15 protein-coding genes are annotated in these 19,141 nt (G+C 40.8%); 12 read left to right on the top strand and 3 right to left on the bottom strand.

Annotated features, from left to right (window positions below; translation table 11 throughout):
• The first annotated feature begins 6 nt into the window (after window positions 1-6).
• Together PASHI_RS02895 and PASHI_RS22315 are read left to right on the top strand one after the other, a co-directional pair.
• Entirely contained in the window at window positions 7-462 is a 456-nt protein-coding gene (locus PASHI_RS02895) for a carboxymuconolactone decarboxylase family protein (protein ID WP_062564521.1), read from the top strand.
• A 9-nt stretch (window positions 463-471) separates the two neighbouring features.
• A complete protein-coding gene (locus tag PASHI_RS22315) occupies window positions 472-606 on the top strand; it encodes a hypothetical protein (RefSeq protein ID WP_276319708.1) in 135 nt (44 codons plus the stop codon).
• Window positions 607-723: 117 nt separating this feature from the next.
• Here the strand turns inward: PASHI_RS22315 and PASHI_RS02890 are convergent, their stop codons facing one another.
• Window positions 724-966: a hypothetical protein gene (locus PASHI_RS02890; protein WP_054561654.1), complete on the bottom strand. Its 243-nt coding sequence runs from the start codon at window positions 964-966 to the stop codon at window positions 724-726.
• A 239-nt stretch (window positions 967-1,205) separates the two neighbouring features.
• On the opposite strand from PASHI_RS02890, the gene PASHI_RS02885 reads away from it, so the two are divergent.
• Complete coding sequence (locus PASHI_RS02885; protein ID WP_062564520.1) at window positions 1,206-1,754, top strand: TIGR00645 family protein; 549 nt, start codon at window positions 1,206-1,208, stop codon at window positions 1,752-1,754.
• A 62-nt stretch (window positions 1,755-1,816) separates the two neighbouring features.
• Here PASHI_RS02885 and PASHI_RS02880 read toward each other — a convergent pair whose 3' ends face one another.
• The gene (locus tag PASHI_RS02880) at window positions 1,817-3,442 is read right to left on the bottom strand and encodes an alpha-glucosidase family protein (protein ID WP_062564519.1); all 1,626 of its coding nucleotides are present in this window, start codon (window positions 3,440-3,442) and stop codon (window positions 1,817-1,819) included.
• Between the two features lie 683 nt (window positions 3,443-4,125).
• On the opposite strand from PASHI_RS02880, the gene PASHI_RS02875 reads away from it, so the two are divergent.
• From PASHI_RS02875 to PASHI_RS02835, 9 genes are all read left to right on the top strand, one after another.
• On the top strand, window positions 4,126-6,915 hold the full coding sequence (locus PASHI_RS02875; protein ID WP_055198748.1) for a TonB-dependent receptor: 2,790 nt from the start codon (window positions 4,126-4,128) through the stop codon (window positions 6,913-6,915).
• 105 nt (window positions 6,916-7,020) lie between these two features.
• Window positions 7,021-8,517 carry a tryptophan halogenase family protein gene (locus PASHI_RS02870; protein WP_062564518.1) on the top strand — a complete coding sequence of 499 codons (1,497 nt, stop codon included), beginning with the start codon at window positions 7,021-7,023 and terminating at the stop codon, window positions 8,515-8,517.
• A 2-nt stretch (window positions 8,518-8,519) separates the two neighbouring features.
• Window positions 8,520-10,370, top strand: a complete 1,851-nt coding sequence (locus PASHI_RS02865) for a glycoside hydrolase family 13 protein (RefSeq protein ID WP_062564517.1) — start codon at window positions 8,520-8,522, stop codon at window positions 10,368-10,370.
• A gap of 94 nt (window positions 10,371-10,464) precedes the next feature.
• Complete coding sequence (locus tag PASHI_RS02860; protein ID WP_425272493.1) at window positions 10,465-12,339, top strand: alpha-amylase family glycosyl hydrolase; 1,875 nt, start codon at window positions 10,465-10,467, stop codon at window positions 12,337-12,339.
• A complete protein-coding gene (locus PASHI_RS02855) occupies window positions 12,332-13,816 on the top strand; it encodes an MFS transporter (protein WP_055020845.1) in 1,485 nt (494 codons plus the stop codon). Before PASHI_RS02860 ends, PASHI_RS02855 begins: the two co-directional genes overlap by 8 nt.
• 12 nt (window positions 13,817-13,828) lie before the next feature.
• The gene (locus PASHI_RS02850) at window positions 13,829-16,228 is read left to right on the top strand and encodes a glucan 1,4-alpha-glucosidase (RefSeq protein ID WP_062564515.1); all 2,400 of its coding nucleotides are present in this window, start codon (window positions 13,829-13,831) and stop codon (window positions 16,226-16,228) included.
• A gap of 125 nt (window positions 16,229-16,353) precedes the next feature.
• Window positions 16,354-17,181 (top strand): sialate O-acetylesterase, encoded by an 828-nt coding sequence (locus tag PASHI_RS02845; RefSeq protein ID WP_156426448.1) that lies wholly within the window; start codon window positions 16,354-16,356, stop codon window positions 17,179-17,181.
• A gap of 198 nt (window positions 17,182-17,379) precedes the next feature.
• The gene (locus PASHI_RS02840) at window positions 17,380-17,784 is read left to right on the top strand and encodes a hypothetical protein (RefSeq protein WP_062564513.1); all 405 of its coding nucleotides are present in this window, start codon (window positions 17,380-17,382) and stop codon (window positions 17,782-17,784) included.
• A gap of 22 nt (window positions 17,785-17,806) precedes the next feature.
• The gene (locus PASHI_RS02835) at window positions 17,807-18,235 is read left to right on the top strand and encodes a hypothetical protein (RefSeq protein ID WP_331498172.1); all 429 of its coding nucleotides are present in this window, start codon (window positions 17,807-17,809) and stop codon (window positions 18,233-18,235) included.
• A gap of 8 nt (window positions 18,236-18,243) precedes the next feature.
• Here the strand turns inward: PASHI_RS02835 and PASHI_RS02830 are convergent, their stop codons facing one another.
• Window positions 18,244-18,963: a type 2 periplasmic-binding domain-containing protein gene (locus PASHI_RS02830; protein WP_062564512.1), complete on the bottom strand. Its 720-nt coding sequence runs from the start codon at window positions 18,961-18,963 to the stop codon at window positions 18,244-18,246.
• Between the last annotated feature and the right edge of the window lie 178 nt (window positions 18,964-19,141).

Below are 19,141 nucleotides of genomic sequence, written 5' to 3'. Positions count from 1 at the left end.
TTCAAAATGCAAACACGTTTATCACAACAGCAGGTTTATTCACTCAACCCAGGACTTGTTAAACATTTAACTGGGCTCAGCGGACTGCCAGAAGATACAAACATAACCGCGAAGCTCGCTGATTTAGTAAGACTAAGAGTGTCGCAAATTAATGGCTGTGGGTTTTGTCAGCATATGCACTCAGCAGAGCTGAGAAGCCAAGGTGAGTGTCAACAGCGACTCGATGTACTAGCAGCGTGGCGTGAAGTCCCTGTGTTCTCAGAACAAGAAACTGCAGCACTCGCTTGGGCGGAAGCCTTAACAAATATCATTGATAAACATGTTGAAGACGATGTTTACAACCAAGTGTCTGCTATTTTTAACGAAAAAGACATCGTGGTATTAACGACGGTAGTACTTGAGATAAACAGCTGGAACCGCATAGTTAAAGCGTTTCACTTTATCCCTGATTTAACAGAATAAGGAATGGTTATGAAATTTACACTCGTATCTAAAGTTAATGCGTTGGTGAATATCTTATCAGCATGCGCCTTTTTCTTTGGTAGTGCCTTATTTTTACCAGCATTTATAAAGTACGCCACAGTGGGGTGGTGTTATTCATGGTAGGCTCGTTATTATTTTTATTAAGTGCATTAGCTGATTATTGCAGTCATTAAAAACAAAAAACCGGAGCGAACATCATTGTGTCATTCCGGTTTTTCTATATTCTAAGCAGGCGTAAAATTAGATTTGTACGTCTTTTACTTTTTTATAGCCTTCAGCTTCAAGCTCATCGTTTAAACATTTTAATACGTATGGCTTTAATTCTTCGTTGCTGATGTCATCATCTTTCGCCCAGTTTAAACACATTTCAGTGTATTCTTTGATCATTTCAGCTGATGCTTCAGGTGCTTCGTTAGCGATTGCATTCGTTGCTGACACGCTTAAAACAGGTGCCAAAATTAGTGCTAGCAATGCTTTTTTCATTTAATTATTCCTAATCAACAAAAGTACTTATTACCGGCTCAATTGCACAGTAATGGTGCGCAATGTGAATGTCACTTTGCTTGAGTGAATTTATAAACTAAATTTCAAAAAAAGATAACGAAATATTTTTATCGTAAAGATAAGCAAAAAATAACCACTCTTTTTGCCTCTAATACTGGTAATCGTAAGGTCAAAACACGTATTATCGCGCTAATTTTAAAAGAAAAGTGAACTAAGTTATGTCTGAACAAGGGACTCATTCAAAAATAAAGAAAGTACCAACTAAACTAGAACAAGTTGTAGAGAGTTTTATTTTTCGCTCGCGTTGGTTATTAGCGCCATTCTTTATTGGCTTATTAGTCGCTGTGGTATTACTGCTGCTAAAGTTCTTTAAATATTTATACAGCATGGCCTTAAATACGTTCACTGCGTCAAACCAAGAGCTTTTGGTAGGTATTTTGACTTTAGTTGACACTGCGCTACTAGCAGGGCTTTTGCTTATCATCATTTTCAGTGGCTACGAAAATTTTGTGTCAAAGTTAAATATAGACAACCATGAAGACAGACCTGTGTGGATGGGTAAAGTTGGTTTCTCGGGTCTGAAGATGAAACTGATAAGCGCTATTGTCGCTATATCGGCTGTGGAGCTTTTAAAAGTCTTTATTAGCTCGAACAACCATTCAACAGATGAGCTACTCTGGAAGGTGTTAATACATGTCACGTTTGTGGTGTCGGGGGTGTTGTTTGCGCTCACAGATTACATTAATAGTAAAACCATGAACCACTAACACCACGATTAGGAATAAAAAAGCCCTGCAATTGCAGGGCTTGGTTTTTTAACAACTGATTATTAATTCAGGGTTGCGTAAAAGCAACCGAACCCGGGCAGAGTGACTGTATTATTGTTTAATTCAGCTGTGTGATGAGATATCTCAGTATGCTGCGAAGACACAGTATCAGAGATTGTCAGTTCACTACTTTGTGCGCCTAAGTTGAATGCACAAAGCATTTTAGTGTCGTTAAGCGTTCTATAAAAAGCAAGCACTGGCTCTTGCGTTTCGATAAATTCAATATCGCCTTCTAACAATACGTTCTTATCTTTACGCCATGCCATAAATTCACGATAAGCATTCAAAATTGAATCTTTATCATGATCTTGCGTATTTACGGCGACTGATTTGTGCGCATCGCCCACAGGTAGCCAAGGTTTTACTGTTGAGAAACCTGCTTGCTCAGCATCTGCTGCATCCCATGGCATTGGTGTACGACAACCGTCACGGCCTTTAAAGTTTGGCCAGAATGTAATGCCATATGGGTCTTGTAAGTCTTCAAATGCGACTTCTGCCTCACCTAAACCAAGCTCTTCACCTTGGTACATACATACACTACCACGTAATGAAGCAAGTAGGGCTGTTAGCATCTTACATTGCTGAGGCTCAATTTTTTCACCTTGACTCCAGCGGCTAGCAACACGTTCTACGTCGTGGTTGCTAAATGCCCAACATGGCCAACCTTCAGTCATGCGCTGCTCTAAAGTGCTTACTGTGGTACGAATATATTCCGCGCTATAGTCGTTAGTCAGTAGCTCAAAGCTATAACCCATATGAAGTTTGTCACCACCTGATGTGTACTCTGCCATGGTTGCCAGTGAATCTTCAGATGAGATTTCGCCTAATGCAACTGTACCAGGATACTTGTTTAGTAGGGCACGAATGTCCTGCATAAAACTAAGGTTCTCAGGTTGCGTATTATTGTAGTAGTGATACTGGAACGCATAAGGGTTGTCTTCGCTAAAGCCACGGCCTTGACGTTTCTCTGGTGGCTTAGCTGGATTATCACGTAATTGAGCATCGTGATAGCAAAAGTTAATTGCATCTAAACGGAAACCATCAACGCCTTTCTTCAGCCAAAACTCAACATTATCTAATACTGCTTTGCGCACTTCAGGGTTATGGAAGTTTAAATCTGGCTGCTCAGCAAAGAAATTGTGTAAGTAATATTGACCACGGCGTGGTTCCCATTGCCACGCAGGGCCACCAAAAATTGATAACCAGTTATTTGGTTGTGTGCCGTCCGGTTTAGCATCTGCCCACACGTACCAATCTGATTTGTCGTTGGTTTTATCTTCACGGCTATCAAGGAACCATTGATGTTGATCTGAGGTATGGCTCAATACCTGATCAATAATGATCTTAATATCACGTTGATGAGCTTGTGCAATGAGTTCATCAAAATCGTCAAGGTTACCAAATAATGGGTCGATATCACGATAGTCACTGATGTCATAACCAAAGTCTTTCATTGGTGATTTAAAGAAAGGCGAAACCCAAATAGCATCAACACCTAGGCTTTTAATATAATCAATACGATCAATGATACCTTTGATATCACCAATGCCATCGCCATTGGTGTCTTGGAAACTGCGCGGGTAAACTTGATAAATAACCGCACCTTTATACCACTGCTTTTGAGCCATGTTTTTCTCCATCGTGACACTCAGTGTATGTAAACTGTTAGGCAACCGTTAATGCAATATGTTGCCGGAATGTCAAAAGCATACGTGAAGGGTGAGATACTGTAAAAACTCTGCATACGTATGCACGCCAAATTCATCTTTGTTCTCAGTAAAATTTATTAACTTGATTTAAAAGTAAACAACTCGAATTTCTATCAATAAAATTTACCAATTAGGTTTGTTGGGTTTTAATTATGATCGCGAACGCCAGCTTGGTGCATAATATAGCTGGCTTACACCATAATGGTGCGGGGGTTGTATTGGTAAGACCAATTATCATTGGTATAGACGAGTACCTTTAATAATTGCGTTAAGTCACCATCTAACCGAGATAAATGGCTTAGTACCTATTTTTGTAACCAAATTTGGGTCGAAAATATAGCGAAAATGTTTCAATACTATTAAATCACACAATAAAATTGATAAATCATTTATATTCAAATGGTTACAATTCTATTTTGTAAAAATGTTGTTAATGTTCGTGGTGGTGGACTACGCTGAATACGTATGCATAAATTTGTTAAGAAAATAATCAGAGCGTTAATATTCAATTCGACAACAAAATCAGTCAGCGAATTACAGCTATTATGTTAATGAATAACTGCAACACGTTGGCATTACAATTTGGGTAATGGGAAAACATCATGTCTATGTTCAAACCAAGTATATTAACTCTGGCTTTAACAGCCGCAGGTTTAAATAGCTTTGTAGCGTATGCTGCAGAAGAAGACCAAAAAGCAAAAAACGATAACGTTGAAGTTATCGAAGTAAAAGGTTTTCGTGGCAGTGTTGTAGAATCTATTAATACTAAACGCTTCACTCCTGAAGTTGTTGAGTCAATCTCAGCAGAAGATATCGGTAAATTACCTGATTCATCAATCGCAGAATCAATCGCACGCCTTCCTGGTTTAACAGCACAACGTCTAGACGGTCGAGCTAGCCGTGTAAGTGTTCGTGGTTTCAGTGAAAACGAAAGTGCAACAACATTCAACGGTCGTGAGCAAGTTTCAATCGGCGACAACCGTGGCGTTGAATTTGACCTTTACCCATCAGAAATTATGAGTGGCGTAACGGTATATAAAACTCCAAGCGCAGGCATTGATGCTGAAGGTATCGCTGGCGTTATCGACATGCAAACTGTTAAACCTTTAAGTAAAGGTGAGCAAGTTATCATGTTCAACGGCCAATACGAGCAAACGGGTTTTGACAAATTAAACCCAGACGGTGACGATAAAGGTTTCCGTGGTACGGTTTCTTACATTGACCAATTTGCAGATGACACAATCGGTGTTGCATTTGCTTACAACACGATGAGCTCTCCAAACCAAGAAAAACGTTGGAACTCTTGGGGTTACCCTGAATTTACAGGTGAAGATGGTAATACGTACTCAATTTTAGGTGGTGCTAAGCCATTCGTACGTTCATCGACTCTTGAACGTGATACAGCAATGCTTGTTATTGAAGCTGCGCCGACTGATCGCCTAAACATGACATTTGATGCTTTATATGTAGATTTCTCTGATGAGAAAATCTTACGTGGTATCGAAGTGCCATTTGCATGGGGCCAAGGTTCAATTGACCCAAGTTCAGCTGTTGTTGACGCAGATTCTGGTTTCATCACAAGCGCAGTAACAGAAGGCCAACGTGTTGTTGTTCGTAATGACTACGAAGAGCGTAACGCAGAACTAACTCAGTTTGGTTTTAATGCAAAATACGACATCAGCGATGATTGGTCAGTAGAATTTGACGTAAGCCGCTCTGAAGTTGAGCGTCAAATCTGGAGTATCGAAAGCTACTCAGGTACAGGTCGTGGTGATGCAAATGGTGTTGCTGATACGATTGGTTATGAGTTTGACGGTGGTAACACTGGCGCACAATTCAGCCATAACCTTGATTACAGCGATTATGACTTAATTCAACTTGGTGGCCCATTATCTTGGGGTGCAAGTGCTGCACTTAACGATAAGTACGGTCTAACTGATACTGCTTATCAAAATACTGCGCAAGATGGTTTCATCAATGCGCCAGAAATCAATGATGAACTAAGCACATTGAAACTTGCTGCAAGCAAAGTACTTGATAACGCTTACATCAGCCGTGTGTCATTCGGTATGTCATACCGTGACCGTGAAAAGAGCAAGTTGTCTGAAGGTTACTTCATGACACTAAAAGACTTCTCTTTATCAAACCCGGGTATGCTATCTATCCCAGAACAATACCGTTTAGGGTCAGCTAGCCTTGATTTCATTGGTATGGGCAACATGGTTGCTTATGATACCAACGGTCTGGTGAATGATGGTTACTATAGCCTTCTTCAAGAAAGCTTAACTGATTCAAAACACAAGACACAGTCTTGGACAGTTCAAGAGGAAGTAACAGCGTTCTTCGCACAAGCTGACATTAATGCAGAGCTGGGCTCTATCCCTGTAACAGGTAACGTTGGTGTGCGTTATGTGAAAACTGAACAGTCTTCACAAGGCTTTGCTGCTAATACTGTGGATGGTTTAGTTGTTGTATCACCAACAGATGTAAGCCATGACTACAGCCACTTCTTGCCAAGCATCAACTTATCATTTGCAATTGATGAAGAGCAAACTGTACGTTTTGGTGCGGCAAAAACGATTTCTCGTGCTCGCTTAGACGAAATGAACTCATCAGTTAACGCTTCTTACAATCAGCAACCAGATGAAAACGGTAACTACTGGAGCGTATCAGGTGGTAACCCAGAGCTTGAGCCAAAAGAAGCAACTGGTTTTGATTTAAGCTATGAAAACTACTTCCATGAAGAAGGTTACTTCGCTGCAGCTGTATTCTATAAAGATATCACTCAGTGGATTTTCGACGGTACTTATGAAATCGACATGAGCGGTGTAGCTGACCCGTCTACTGGTGAAATCCCTGAAACTTCAACAGGTACAGGCTCTGGTAAAGTAAACGGTGGTTCTGGTGACCTATGGGGTTACGAGCTTTCATTAACACTACCATTCACTATGTTCAGCGAATCACTTGATGGTTTTGGTTTAATCGCAAGCCATACAGGTGTTGAGCAAGACTTAACTGACCAAAATGGCAACGATTATGAGCTACCTGGTCTATCTGACCAAATTGATAGCCTAACAGTTTACTTTGAGCGTAACGGTTTCCAAGCGCGTACTAGCATGCGTAAGCGTAGCGACTTTAAAGGTGACGTATACGGTTTAGGTTTTGCGACTACACAAGTTGACATTAAAGGCGAAACAATTTGGGATGCTCAAATTGGTTATGACTTTAGCGAAGGCGGTGTAGAGAGCCTTGACGGTTTATCTGTAACATTCCAAGTACAGAACATCACTGAAGAGCCGTTCACATCACTACAAGGTGATAACTCACTTCAAGTACGTGACTACCAAGACTACGGTCGTACATTCCTGTTAGGCTTCAGCTACAAGCTGTAATTAGCTAAAACAGCGATGGAAAATTGCCCTTGTGATTTGTTTTACAAGGGCTTTTTTATATCAGTGAGCTACACTCAATGAATTGAAATTGGCGTTAGGTGTACTATGGAAACAAAAAAAATAACCAAGGTCGTGATTGCCGGTGGTGGTACTGCTGGTTGGATAACCGCTGCATTACTTAATAAAGTGCTGGGCAAAGTAATTGATATCACGCTGATAGAGTCAGCAGAGATCGGCACTGTTGGTGTAGGCGAAGCAAGCATCCCACCTATTTTGCATCTAAATGGTGCGCTAGGCATTTCTGAAAAAGAATTTATTAAGGCTACTGGTGCCACGATTAAGCTCGGTATTGAGTTTGAAAATTGGCGCAGCAAAGGCCACAGCTACATGCATGCCTTTGGTGAGATAGGTAAAGATTTTCCGTTTTGTGAGTTTTATCATTTTTGGCTAAAAGCAAATCAAGCTAATAATGCGCCTGATTTTTGGGATTTTTCACTTAATTATCAAGCTGCAAAAGCTCATAAATTTGCTCACCTCAAGCACATTCCTAACACTCAGTTGGCGGGCTTACATTATGCCTACCATTTTGATGCCACTCGATATGGCGAATTCTTAAAGGAATTAGCGCAATCACGGGGCGTAAAACGCATTGAAGGCAAAATTGAATCGGTTAACCAATGCCATGAAAGCGGGTATATTCGCTCTTTGCTACTTAAAAGTGGCGAGCAAATAGACGGCGACTTATTTATTGATTGCACCGGTTTACGTGCTTTATTGATAGAACAAACTCTTAATACCGGCTTTGAAGATTGGTCACATTGGTTACCATGTGATAGTGCGATTGCGGTGCAAAGTGAATCAGCTTCTGATGCAATTCCTTATACACGTTCAATTGCAAGAGACTCGGGTTGGCAGTGGCAAATTCCTTTACAGCATCGTGTAGGCAACGGCCTTGTGTATTCTTCACGTTTCTTATCAGATGAAGCGGCAAAGCAACAGCTCTTAGAAAACCTACCTGCTAAACCACTGACAGAGCCCCGCGTTATTAAGTTTAAAACAGGTCGTCGCTTAAAACAGTGGCATAAAAATGTAGTATCAGTTGGCTTATCAAGCGGGTTTTTAGAGCCATTAGAATCGACCAGTATTCATTTAATTCAAAGTGCAGCCATTCGTTTAATTAAGTTTTTTCCTCATCAAGGTATTAAACAAGGCCTTGTGGATGAATTTAATCAACAAAGTAAAACAGAATTTGAGCGAATTCGTGACTTTATTATTCTTCATTACAAAATTACAGAGCGTGATGACAGTGCGTTTTGGCGTTTTTGTAAAGGCATGGATATTCCAAGCAGTCTTAAAAAGAAAATTGAGCTATTTAAAACCAGCGGAAAGCTCGTAAGAGAAGACGATGAGCTATTTGCCGAAGTTGCGTGGCAGCAAGTGATGATAGGCCAAGGGCTAATTGCAGAGGATCACCATCCATTAACTGATGCGTTATCAGATGAGCAATTAAATGAGTTATTTAGCAATTTAAAAACCTTGATTAACAGCACTGTCGAGCAGCTGCCGAGCCACAGTCAATTCTTAGAAAAAGTACAAAATTAATTATGAGAAAAACACAATCATTTTTAGCGCTAACGACTGCATTTACACTTTTTAACTCAACAGCAAGTTTTGCTATTACTGTGTCACCAGAAAACTGGTGGGTAGGGATGCAAAATGACTCATTACAAGTCATGCTTTACGATAACAATATTGCTAACAAAACGTGGCAAATGATGCCCTATAAAGGTGTTGAGTTTAAAGGGGTGACAACAACGAATAACCCTAATTACGCGTTTTTAGATTTAACCATTAGCGATAATGCAAAGGCGGGTACACTGACTTTTAAAGCTAAAGATGGCACAGAATTTACTTACCCATTAAATACCCGTGATAAGCAAAGTGCCAATCGTCATGGCTTTACAAATAAAGACACACTTTATTTAATCAATCCTGATCGCTTTGTAAATGGTGACCCAAACAATGACACCGTTGCTGGTATGAAGGAGGCTGTAAACCCAAGTTTTAAAGGAGGTCGACATGGTGGTGATATTCAAGGTGTTATTAATAGCCTAGATTATCTTGAGGACCTCGGTGTGACTCAACTTTGGTTAACACCAGTGCTTGAAAATGACATGCCAAGTTATTCTTATCATGGTTATGCTATTACTGACTTTTACAAAGTTGATCCGCGTATGGGCAGTAATTCGCTTTATAAAACCTTATCTGCAGAAGCGAAAGAGCATGGTATCGGCTTAGTGATGGACATGGTACTTAATCACTTTGGTTCATCACATCAGTGGATGGCTGATATGCCTACTGCTGATTGGGTTAACTTTGATGGGAAGTTTGAAAACGGTAAAAATGCAACCAGTCACGCCAGACAAACAATCCAAGACCCTCACGCAAGCCAATACGACAAACGTCAATTTAACGATGGTTGGTTTGTTGAGTCTATGCCTGATTTAAATCAGCGCCAGCCGTTACTATCAACGTATTTGATTCAAAATGCCATTTGGTGGATTGAATACGCCAACTTAAGCGGCATTCGTGTTGATACCTATTCATACTCAGATAAAGCATTTTTAGCCGATTGGACTAAAGCGATTATGACCGAGTATCCAAACTTTAATATTGTTGGTGAAGAGTGGACAACTAACCCTGCAATTGCATCTTATTGGCAGCGCGGCAAAGTCAATCAAGATGGTTATACCTCTGAGTTACCAAGTGTGATGGACTTTTCATTACAAGAGGCGTTGATCCAAGCACTTAACGAAGAGGAAAGCTGGAATACTGGGTGGGTAAAAGTATATCAATCGCTGGCGAATGACTTTTTGTATGCTGATACAGATAACATTTTGGTGTTTGCTGATAACCATGACATGAGCCGTGTTTACACTGAGCTGGGTCAAGACCTCGCAAAAACTAAATTAGCCATGACGCTGCTGTTAACAACTCGCGGTATTCCACAAATTTATTACGGCACTGAGCTGCTGCTCGATAACACGCCAAGCAATGACCACGGTGATATTCGCATTGACTTTCCAGGTGGGTTTAAAGGTCAAAAAGCGAATGCCTTCACAGGTAAGGGGCTTTCAGCTGATCAGCAAGAGATGTTAGCTAGCATGAAAAAACTGCTTAAGCTTCGTCAAGAAAAACCAGCGTTAAGCGAAGGTCGTTTAATGCATTTTTCACCCAAGCAAGGCGTTTACAGCTATGTGAGGGAGCACAATGGCCAAACTGTATTGGTTGTTCTTAACAAAAACCAACAAGCCATTGATTGGGATTTAAGCTACATGCAAGAAGTGCTGAAAGGCAAAAATAAAGGGCGTGATTTAATCAGCGAAAAACGCGTTGATCTTGCGGCGCCAATCCGCTTAAAAGCTATGCAAGCACGCTTAATCGAGCTTGAATAATTGCAACTAATAGGCTGAATACGTATGCATTTACTGTCCGTATGCAGCCCTTAACATTAGTATGAACTGATATTTACAGAAAAATGAAGTAATGATGACAACATACAAACTAACTGCGTTAGTAGTGGCTTCGGTTTTAGGTTTAACTGCCTGTGGTAACGATGCGCCAGTACAGCAGAACACGCAACAGCAGCAATCAGAATCTAGCCAAGCAGCTATCTCTAAGCCTGTGGTTTACCAAGTATTCACTCGATTATTTGGTAACACTAACACCACCAATAAACCGTGGGGCACATTAGAAGAAAATGGGGTAGGTAAATTCGCTGATTTTAATGATGCAGCATTACAAGGCATTAAAGAGCTAGGAACAACGCATGTTTGGTACACTGGTGTACCGCGTCATGCTTTAGTAACTGACTATACCGAATACGGTTTGTCACAAGATGACCCTGATGTTGTAAAAGGCCGTGCAGGCTCACCTTATGCGGTGAAAGATTACTACGATGTTAACCCTGATTTAGCAATTAACCCTGAGCGCCGCTTAGAAGAGTTTGTGGAGCTAATTAATCGTACTCATAAGCACGGTATGAAAGTTGTTATTGATATTGTGCCAAATCACGTAGCGCGTAATTACCAGTCAGTCGCCAAGCCTGAAGGCGTAAAGGATTTTGGTGCTGAAGATGACACGACGAAAACCTATGCTCGCGATAATAACTTTTACTATGTAACAGGGCAGTCATTTCAAGTTCCTACCAGCGATAGCTACCAAGTGTTAGGTGGTAACCCGCATCCTCTTGCTGATAATCAGTTTGCGGAAACCCCAGCAAAATGGACGGGTAATGGGGCCCGTGCCGCTAAACCTGACATTAATGATTGGTACGAAACAGTTAAAATCAATTACGGTGTGAAACCAGACGGCAGCTACGACTTCCCAACACTACCGGATGATTACGCTGATAAAGATTACCGTGCGCACTACGCATTTTGGCAGGATAAAGACTTACCAAATAGCTGGTATAAATTTCGCGATATTGCGCTTTATTGGTTAGATAAAGGTGTCGATGGCTTCCGTTATGATATGGCCGAGATGGTGCCTGTTGAGTTTTGGAGCTTTTTGAACTCATCAATCAAGATGCAAAAAAGCGATGCCTTTATTCTGGCTGAGGTATATAACCCAACACTTTATCGCCCTTATATCCAGCAAGGTAAGATGGATTACCTTTACGACAAAGTCGGTTTTTACGACACGGTTAAAGCTGTGATGCAAGGCAAGCAATCAGCGGATACTATTTTCGATATCCAAAGCCAAGTGGCGGATATTGAAGAGCATATGCTGCACTTTTTAGAAAACCATGATGAGCAACGTATTGCTAGCCCAGATTTCGCTGGTAGTAGTGAAAAAGGTAAGCCAGCGATGGTGGTATCTACATTGATGTCGCGCTCGCCAACCTTACTTTATTTTGGTCAAGCTGTCGGTGAAGATGGCTCTGAGGACGGTGGTTTTGGTGACCCAACGCGTACAAGTATCTTCGACTACATGGGTGTACCTGCACATCAAGCGTGGATGAACAATGGTAAATTCGATGGTGGTGCGCTTACAAAACAGCAAGCTGATCTTCGCGCTTACTACAGCAAGTTAATGTCATTAAACACACTTCCTGCAATTGTTGGCGGTGACATGCAAGCGGTTGAATTGACTGGCTCAGAGCAAGTAATTGCCTTTACGCGTAAGCTAGGTCAACAGCTGGTGCTTGTAATAAGTAACTTTTCAGAAAATCCACAGAATGTTGAGCTTACTCTTAACCAAGCGTTATTACCTAAACTTAACCACAGTGGTTTAACGTTAACTGATAACCTAGAAAATCATGCCGACATTGTGATTTCTGAGGCAGCATCGAAGGCGCCAATTCAATTACAACTGAACGGCTTAAGCAGTGCAGTATTTACCTTAAAGGCTGACTATGAATAATAACAAACCAACGCTAAGCTTTTGGCAAATATGGAATATGTGTTTTGGATTCCTTGGAATCCAATTTGGCTTTGCATTACAGAACGGTAATGTAAGCCGTATTTTTCAAACCTTAGGTGCCAATGTTGATGATATTCCAATTCTTTGGGTTGCAGCACCATTAACAGGCCTTATTGTTCAGCCGATCATCGGTTATTGGAGTGATAAAACATGGAATAAGTTAGGTCGTCGTCGTCCGTTCTTTTTCTATGGCGCTATTTTAACGACGTTATCGTTATTCATTATGCCTAACTCACCAAGCCTGTGGATTGCGGCGGGTATGTTATGGATCATGGATGCGTCAATTAACGTAACTATGGAGCCATTCCGTGCTCTTGTCAGTGATAACTTACCGAAAAAGCAACGTGCAACTGGTTATGCAATGCAAAGCTTCTTCATTGGTGTTGGTGCGGTTGTCGCGTCTGCATTACCTTGGATGATGACTAACTGGTTCGATATTGCTAATACTGCACCTGCAGGGCAAATTCCAGATTCTGTAAAATTTTCGTTTTACTTTGGCGCAGTAGTATTAATTATTGCTGTGTTTTGGACTGTCTTTACTACTAAAGAATATTCACCAGAAGAACTTGAAAGCTTTCATGAACAAGAGCAAAGCGATGACTCGGGCGATGTTCAAAGTGATGTAAACTTTAACAAAGGCGCTGCAATCTTTACGGTTCTTGGTCTAGTAGTACTTGGTATCGTTACCGGTCTTTCTCTTGAGAAAGAGCTTTATTTACTTGCTGGTGGTTTGATTAGCTTTGGTGTTATTCAATTTATTGCCGGGGCTTTAAAGGCTAAAAACGCAACCAGTGGTGGCTTTTATCAAGTTGTGAATGATGTATTCACTATGCCAGAAACGATGAAACAATTGGCTTGGGTACAATTTTTTAGCTGGTTCTCATTATTTGCAATGTGGATTTACACCACTTCGGCAGTAACTAGCTTTCACTACGGCAGCAGTGATACAAGCTCTCTTGCTTATAATAACGGTGCGGATTGGGTTGGTGTATTATTTGCCGCTTACAATGGTTTTGCTGCCATTGCAGCACTGTGTATTCCAGTTATCGTTAAAAAAGTAGGGCTAAAAATGGCTCACGCAATCAACCTAGTGCTCGGTGCATTGGGTCTGGTCAGCTTCATTATTATCAAAGATCCAAGTTTACTGATCTGGCCAATGATTGGAGTAGGTTTTGCTTGGGCGTCAATTCTATCTTTACCATACGCAATGTTAAGTACCTCAGTACCAAGTAAAAAAATGGGTGTGTACATGGGTATCTTTAACTTCTTTATTGTTATTCCGCAGCTTTTAGCGGCAAGCGTATTAGGCCTAATTTTACGTCACTTTTTTGATAATCAACCGATTTATGCGTTAGTGCTAGGTGCAGTGTCATTCGTACTAGCAGCGGTCGCTGTACTGCGCGTTAAGCAACAATAATAAGGACACACCATGAAAAAATTTAATCTCATTACAGCAAGCTTGTTAGCGTTAGGTTTAACAGCTTGTAGTTCAGAACAATCAGCTAATACAGCAGTTGAGCAGGTGTCTGCACCAGGAGCACCGGGTGTTGAGCCTTTTTGGGCATACTCAGGTAAAACAGGTATTGGTACCTCTTACGAGCAATACCAAGACGGCCACTATAGCGACGCAGCTGCTACCGGCAAAGTATCAAAAGTTTGGTTTTCAATCGCGAAAGGCATGATCACAGAAACCATGTTTGGTTTAATTCACCAAGCACAAATCAAAGATATGCAGTTTGTTGTAGTCGGTAAAGACTTTACCGTTACAGAGAACGATGATCTGGATGTTAGCATTGATTATTTATACAAAGACGACGCGGGTCGCCCATTATCGCTTGCTTACAAAGTCGTTAGTAAAGATAAACAAGGTCGTTTCACTTTAGAAAAGCATATTTTTACAGATCCAAACGGCCAAACATTGTTTGTTCGTAGCGTATTTAATACAGACCTTGAAGGTGTAAAAGCCTACGTTAATGTAAACCCTTACATTGATAACAACGGCTTAGATGATTTTGCAAAAGTGACTGATAAGGGTCTAGTTGCTTGGCAAGATGATAGCTTTTTATCTTTACAAGCCGCTAAACCATTTAAGCAAGCAAGCGTTGGCTTTACGGGTGTAAGTGATGGCTTAAAAGAGTTAAAAACATCGCAATCACTCTCAACGACTTACCAAAATACTGGTGATAAGTCGGGTAATGTAAGCTTACTTGCAGAGCTTGGCGAAGTATCTAAAAACACCACCTTTGATTTAGCTTTAAGCTTTGGTAACTCTGAAGCTGCAAGCTTAAAAGAAGGCCAAGCAAGTTTAAACCAAGGCTACCAAAAAGTACTTGCTGCATATAACGGTGAAGGTGCTGCAATTGGTTGGCAAGACTACTTAGCAAGCCTTGAACCTTTGAGCACATTAACTAACAGCACCGCAGATAATGGTAAGCTGCTTTATACCAGCGCCATGGTGTTGAAAGCGCAAGAAGATAAAACTCATGCCGGTGCTTTAATTGCGTCACTGTCTAACCCTTGGGGTGAAACAGTATCAGCTAAAACAGGGTCTACCGGTTATAAAGCGGTTTGGGTACGTGATTTCTATCAAGTAGCAATGGCATTTATGGCCATGGGTGATACACGTACTGCTAAAACGGCGTTTGAATATCTAGAAAAAGTACAAGTAACAGATAACACGCCAGGCAATGGTGGTGACACGGGTTGGTTCTTACAAAAGACGCATGTTGATGGTGAGCTTGAGTGGGTAGGTGTTCAGCTTGACCAAACAGCAATGCCAATTATGTTAGCGTGGAAACTACATCAAGCTGGCGTACTTAGCGATCAAGAGCTGACAGATTGGTATGGCAAAATGTTAAAACCAGCTGCTGATTTCTTAGTTGATGGTGGTCTTGCGAAAATTCTTTGGAATGACACACAAATTACACCGCCTGCTACGCAACAAGAGCGTTGGGAAGAACAAAATGGTTTTTCACCATCAACAACGGCTGCGGTTGTTGCAGGCCTTGTGACAGCTGCTGATATTGCTAAAAAAGCAGGTGACACTAAAAATGCAGAGCGTTACTTAGCAACGGCTAAAACCTACAATAGTGAAATTGAAAGCACCATGTTTACGACTCAAGGTAACCTTAAGTCTGAAAACAGCGATGGTGAATATTTCATTCGTATTGGTCAAGACAAAGATCCAAACTCATCAACCACACTTAACGCCAATAATGGCCGTGAAGGCTTTGATAAAAAGCAAATCCTTGATGGTGGTTTCTTAGAGCTTGTACGTTATGGTGTTCGTGATGCACTTGCGCCAAGCATTGTAAAAACATTACCAGAATACGATGACGAAACCTTAGTCGATAATCTGCAAGTGCGTTACACCTTTAATTTTGCTGATGGCTCAGGTTCATTCCCTGGTTACCGTCGCTATGGTAACGATGGTTACGGTGAAGATGAAGTGACAGGTAACAACTATGCCGAAGGTGGTAACAACACCCCTGGTCAACGTGGTCGTGTATGGCCGTTTTTCACAGGTGAACGTGGTCACTATGAAATCGCTGCTGCAAACGCAACTAATAGCCTTGATGCGATGAAGCAACAAGTGATTAAAGACACCTATGTAAAAGGTATGGAAGCATTTGCCAATGAAGGCATGATGTTACCTGAACAAGTTTGGGATGGCGTAGGCAACAATAAAGCAGGCTATCAGCTAGGTGAGGGTACAAACTCAGCCACACCACTGGCTTGGACTCACGCTGAATACATTAAGTTACTCCGTTCAGTGAGCGATAAACATGTATGGGACCATTACCCAGTTGTTGAAGACGCATTGAAGTAAAAACGTAATTAACATGCCCAATATTTATTGGGCATGTTGCTTTTGGCAAAAGGAAAAATAATGTTAAAAAACTAGCTTTATGTGCTCTATTAGCAGTAAGTACGCAAAGTAAAGCGGATGATTACTTGCTTTACTTTATGGGTGGCCAATCAAATATGGAAGGATTTGACTTTAATAAAGATTTACCTGCGCAGTATAAAAAACCAGTTGAAAATACCTTACTCTTTTTTGGTAACCCTGTTGCTGATGATGCATTAAATGGTGGTAAAGGTGTTTGGACTAATTTAATGCCTGGTTTTGGAACAGGCGCAAGATCGACAGATCATTCAATTATTTTATCTGAAAGGTTTGGTCCTGAATTGAGTTTTGGTAAACGCTTATCTGAGCTCACAGATAAGAAAATAGCCATTATTAAATATGCGCGTGGTGGTTCATCTATTGCGCTTGGGGCATCTGGTTTTGGTACATGGGGGCAGAACTATGCTGACAACAGCAAGATCAACCAATGGGATAACTTTCAAACTACCGTAAGAGCTGTGTTAGCTAACAACGATATAGATGGTGATGGTGAAGCTGATACTTTAGTCCCAGCAGGGATCATTTGGATGCAGGGTGAGGCCGATGCCTATCATGAACAAGCATCTAAGGTTTATTTAGCTAATTTAACAAGCCTGATGAATGATATGAAGATGACTTTTGGCAATAAAGAGTTACCAATCATACTTGGCAGAATCGAAGACTCTGGTAAAACACCTCAAACACGCATGATGCCATATATAGAGAGTGTATGGGATGCTCAGAAAAAGTATGTTCAATCAAATGCCAATGCTCATTTAGTCGCCTTTGATGAGCCTGTCGAATTCATTGAAGATAAATGGCACTATAAAAGTAATTACTATATAAAACTAGGTAACCTTTTTGCAGAAAAAGCAGCCGAAACATTAGCTAAGTAAGCTTCTTTTAAATAACTACTTAAATAATTAAACCGCCGAATTAACCTCGGCGGTTTTTTGTTTTGCACTTTTTTACAATTTAATTGTGATTTCCTTATATGGGTACGATAAGATAGCTTATCTTTAGTTTAGTAAACAAAAGCCATTACTATTTGGTGTAATTTGTAGCTGAACAATTAATTCAGGGAAGGTGAAAATATGTTCAAGGCTTTATCTACTTTGTTGAGTGTTGGTTTATTGTGTTCTTGTGCAATAAATACAAACGTGGGTGAGTATGTGCTTGGTGATGTTGAAACTTCAGTCCGGGGTCACAATGTTGAAGTATTTACAGAACGCCAATTAGTGAGCCACAGAGCAACATTTCTTGGCCAGGTTTCGAGCTATTATTGCCAATTAGAAAGTGATATGCATTTACCACAAGCGGGTCCGTTTGATGATATTGATGGATCTAGAAGTCAACTCCAAGATACTCTTAAAAGTAAAGTACAGCAAAGGGGTGGCAATGCGATTGTATATGGACAGTGTTATATCAGTGCACATGCAGATACTGATTGCCAAAAAGCGCTGAGTTGTGAAGGGTTTGCGTACCAAGTTGAGTATTAAGTCGTTACTTAAGGTCTTGAGCGTGGCTAATTATCCTAACGTTATCCTAGGTTTGATGTTACTTTTTCATGTTTCTATTACCAGTAGTGCTGAACTTAAACCTTTCACTACAGATGGTTGCAGCTCTTTTCCTGATGGCACCTTAGAACATAAAAACTTATGGTTGGCTTGCTGTAAAGCTCATGACCTTGCATATTGGCAAGGCGGTACTTTCAAGCAACGTGAGCAAGCTGACGTTGATTTAAAAAAGTGTGTTGCAAAAGTAGGTGAGCAAGAAATTGCGCTATTGATGCTTGCTGGGGTCAGAGTGGGTGGCACACCTTTTTTACCTACCAGCTTTCGCTGGGGTTATGGCTGGCCATACCCCAAGCTTTATGGCGAACTAACAGAGCAAGAGCGTTTACAAGTCGAAAGCCGTTTAGCTGAGCTTAAGACTGAGCAAATTAAATAACCTATCGTTTATCTAACTTCTTTACAGTTTTTTGATGCATCGTTGATAGCAGTTGCTTCAGCGCTTTTGGCAAAACGCGATGACATATATAGCCCTAATTGGTGGTCTGGCATTTTAATGCGTGTAACGCCATCAAAGTGGTGAGGCTCGATATCTTTTGCAATCACACTAGGTAGGGCTGTGATACCAGCTCTGTTCTTAGCTACGAAATCAACGGCTTGTTGCCATGTACTAACTTGATGTTCATGGCTTATCGATTCATTTTTATCAATGCCTAAATATTTAAGCATTAAGGTACGTGCCCCAGTTCCGCGTTTATAGACGATACCATTCAAGTTAGCCTGCCTGCGTAAATTCTCGATACTCAAATCTGAGTCAGCACTTTGGCTTATCAGCTCATATCCAACTTGGTAAATTGTTGCTGAGCGAACCGCAAATAGATCTCTCTGTGGTAATAATAAAAGTGGCATGGCTATATCTACTTCATTGTTTTGCAGCATTTTAATAAGCCGTGCTTGCGGCACAGTGATAACATCATAATCGGTATCTAGGTGATTGATCACACAGCTATAAGCCGATTTTAATTCACCGTAAAAGTGTTTACGTGAGTACTTTAAAGATTCGCCATTTTCGCTCGATACACCAATTGTTATTTTTGCAAAACAAGGGTGAGAGCAAAACAGGACAAGCAGAATAAGAGGGGCAGTAATAAAGCCTTTTAAGTCCATTTAATAAATCGATAGGGTGAAACTTGAGCGAAATTTATCAGTTTAAACAGAACTGGACAAGGTAGGGGGCTTACAGTGCAAATACATAAAAATCTAAGTGTTTTATTGAGGTATTAATTTACCTAATAAACAAAGGGATGGAGCTGTAAGTTGGTTGCTTACAGCTCGATTTACCTGA

It is taken from the genome of Pseudoalteromonas shioyasakiensis, assembly GCF_001550135.1.
Lineage (GTDB): Bacteria > Pseudomonadota > Gammaproteobacteria > Enterobacterales > Alteromonadaceae > Pseudoalteromonas > Pseudoalteromonas shioyasakiensis.
The sequence above is the reverse complement of the archived record's forward strand: the minus strand, read 5'-3'. Positions and strand labels throughout refer to the sequence as shown.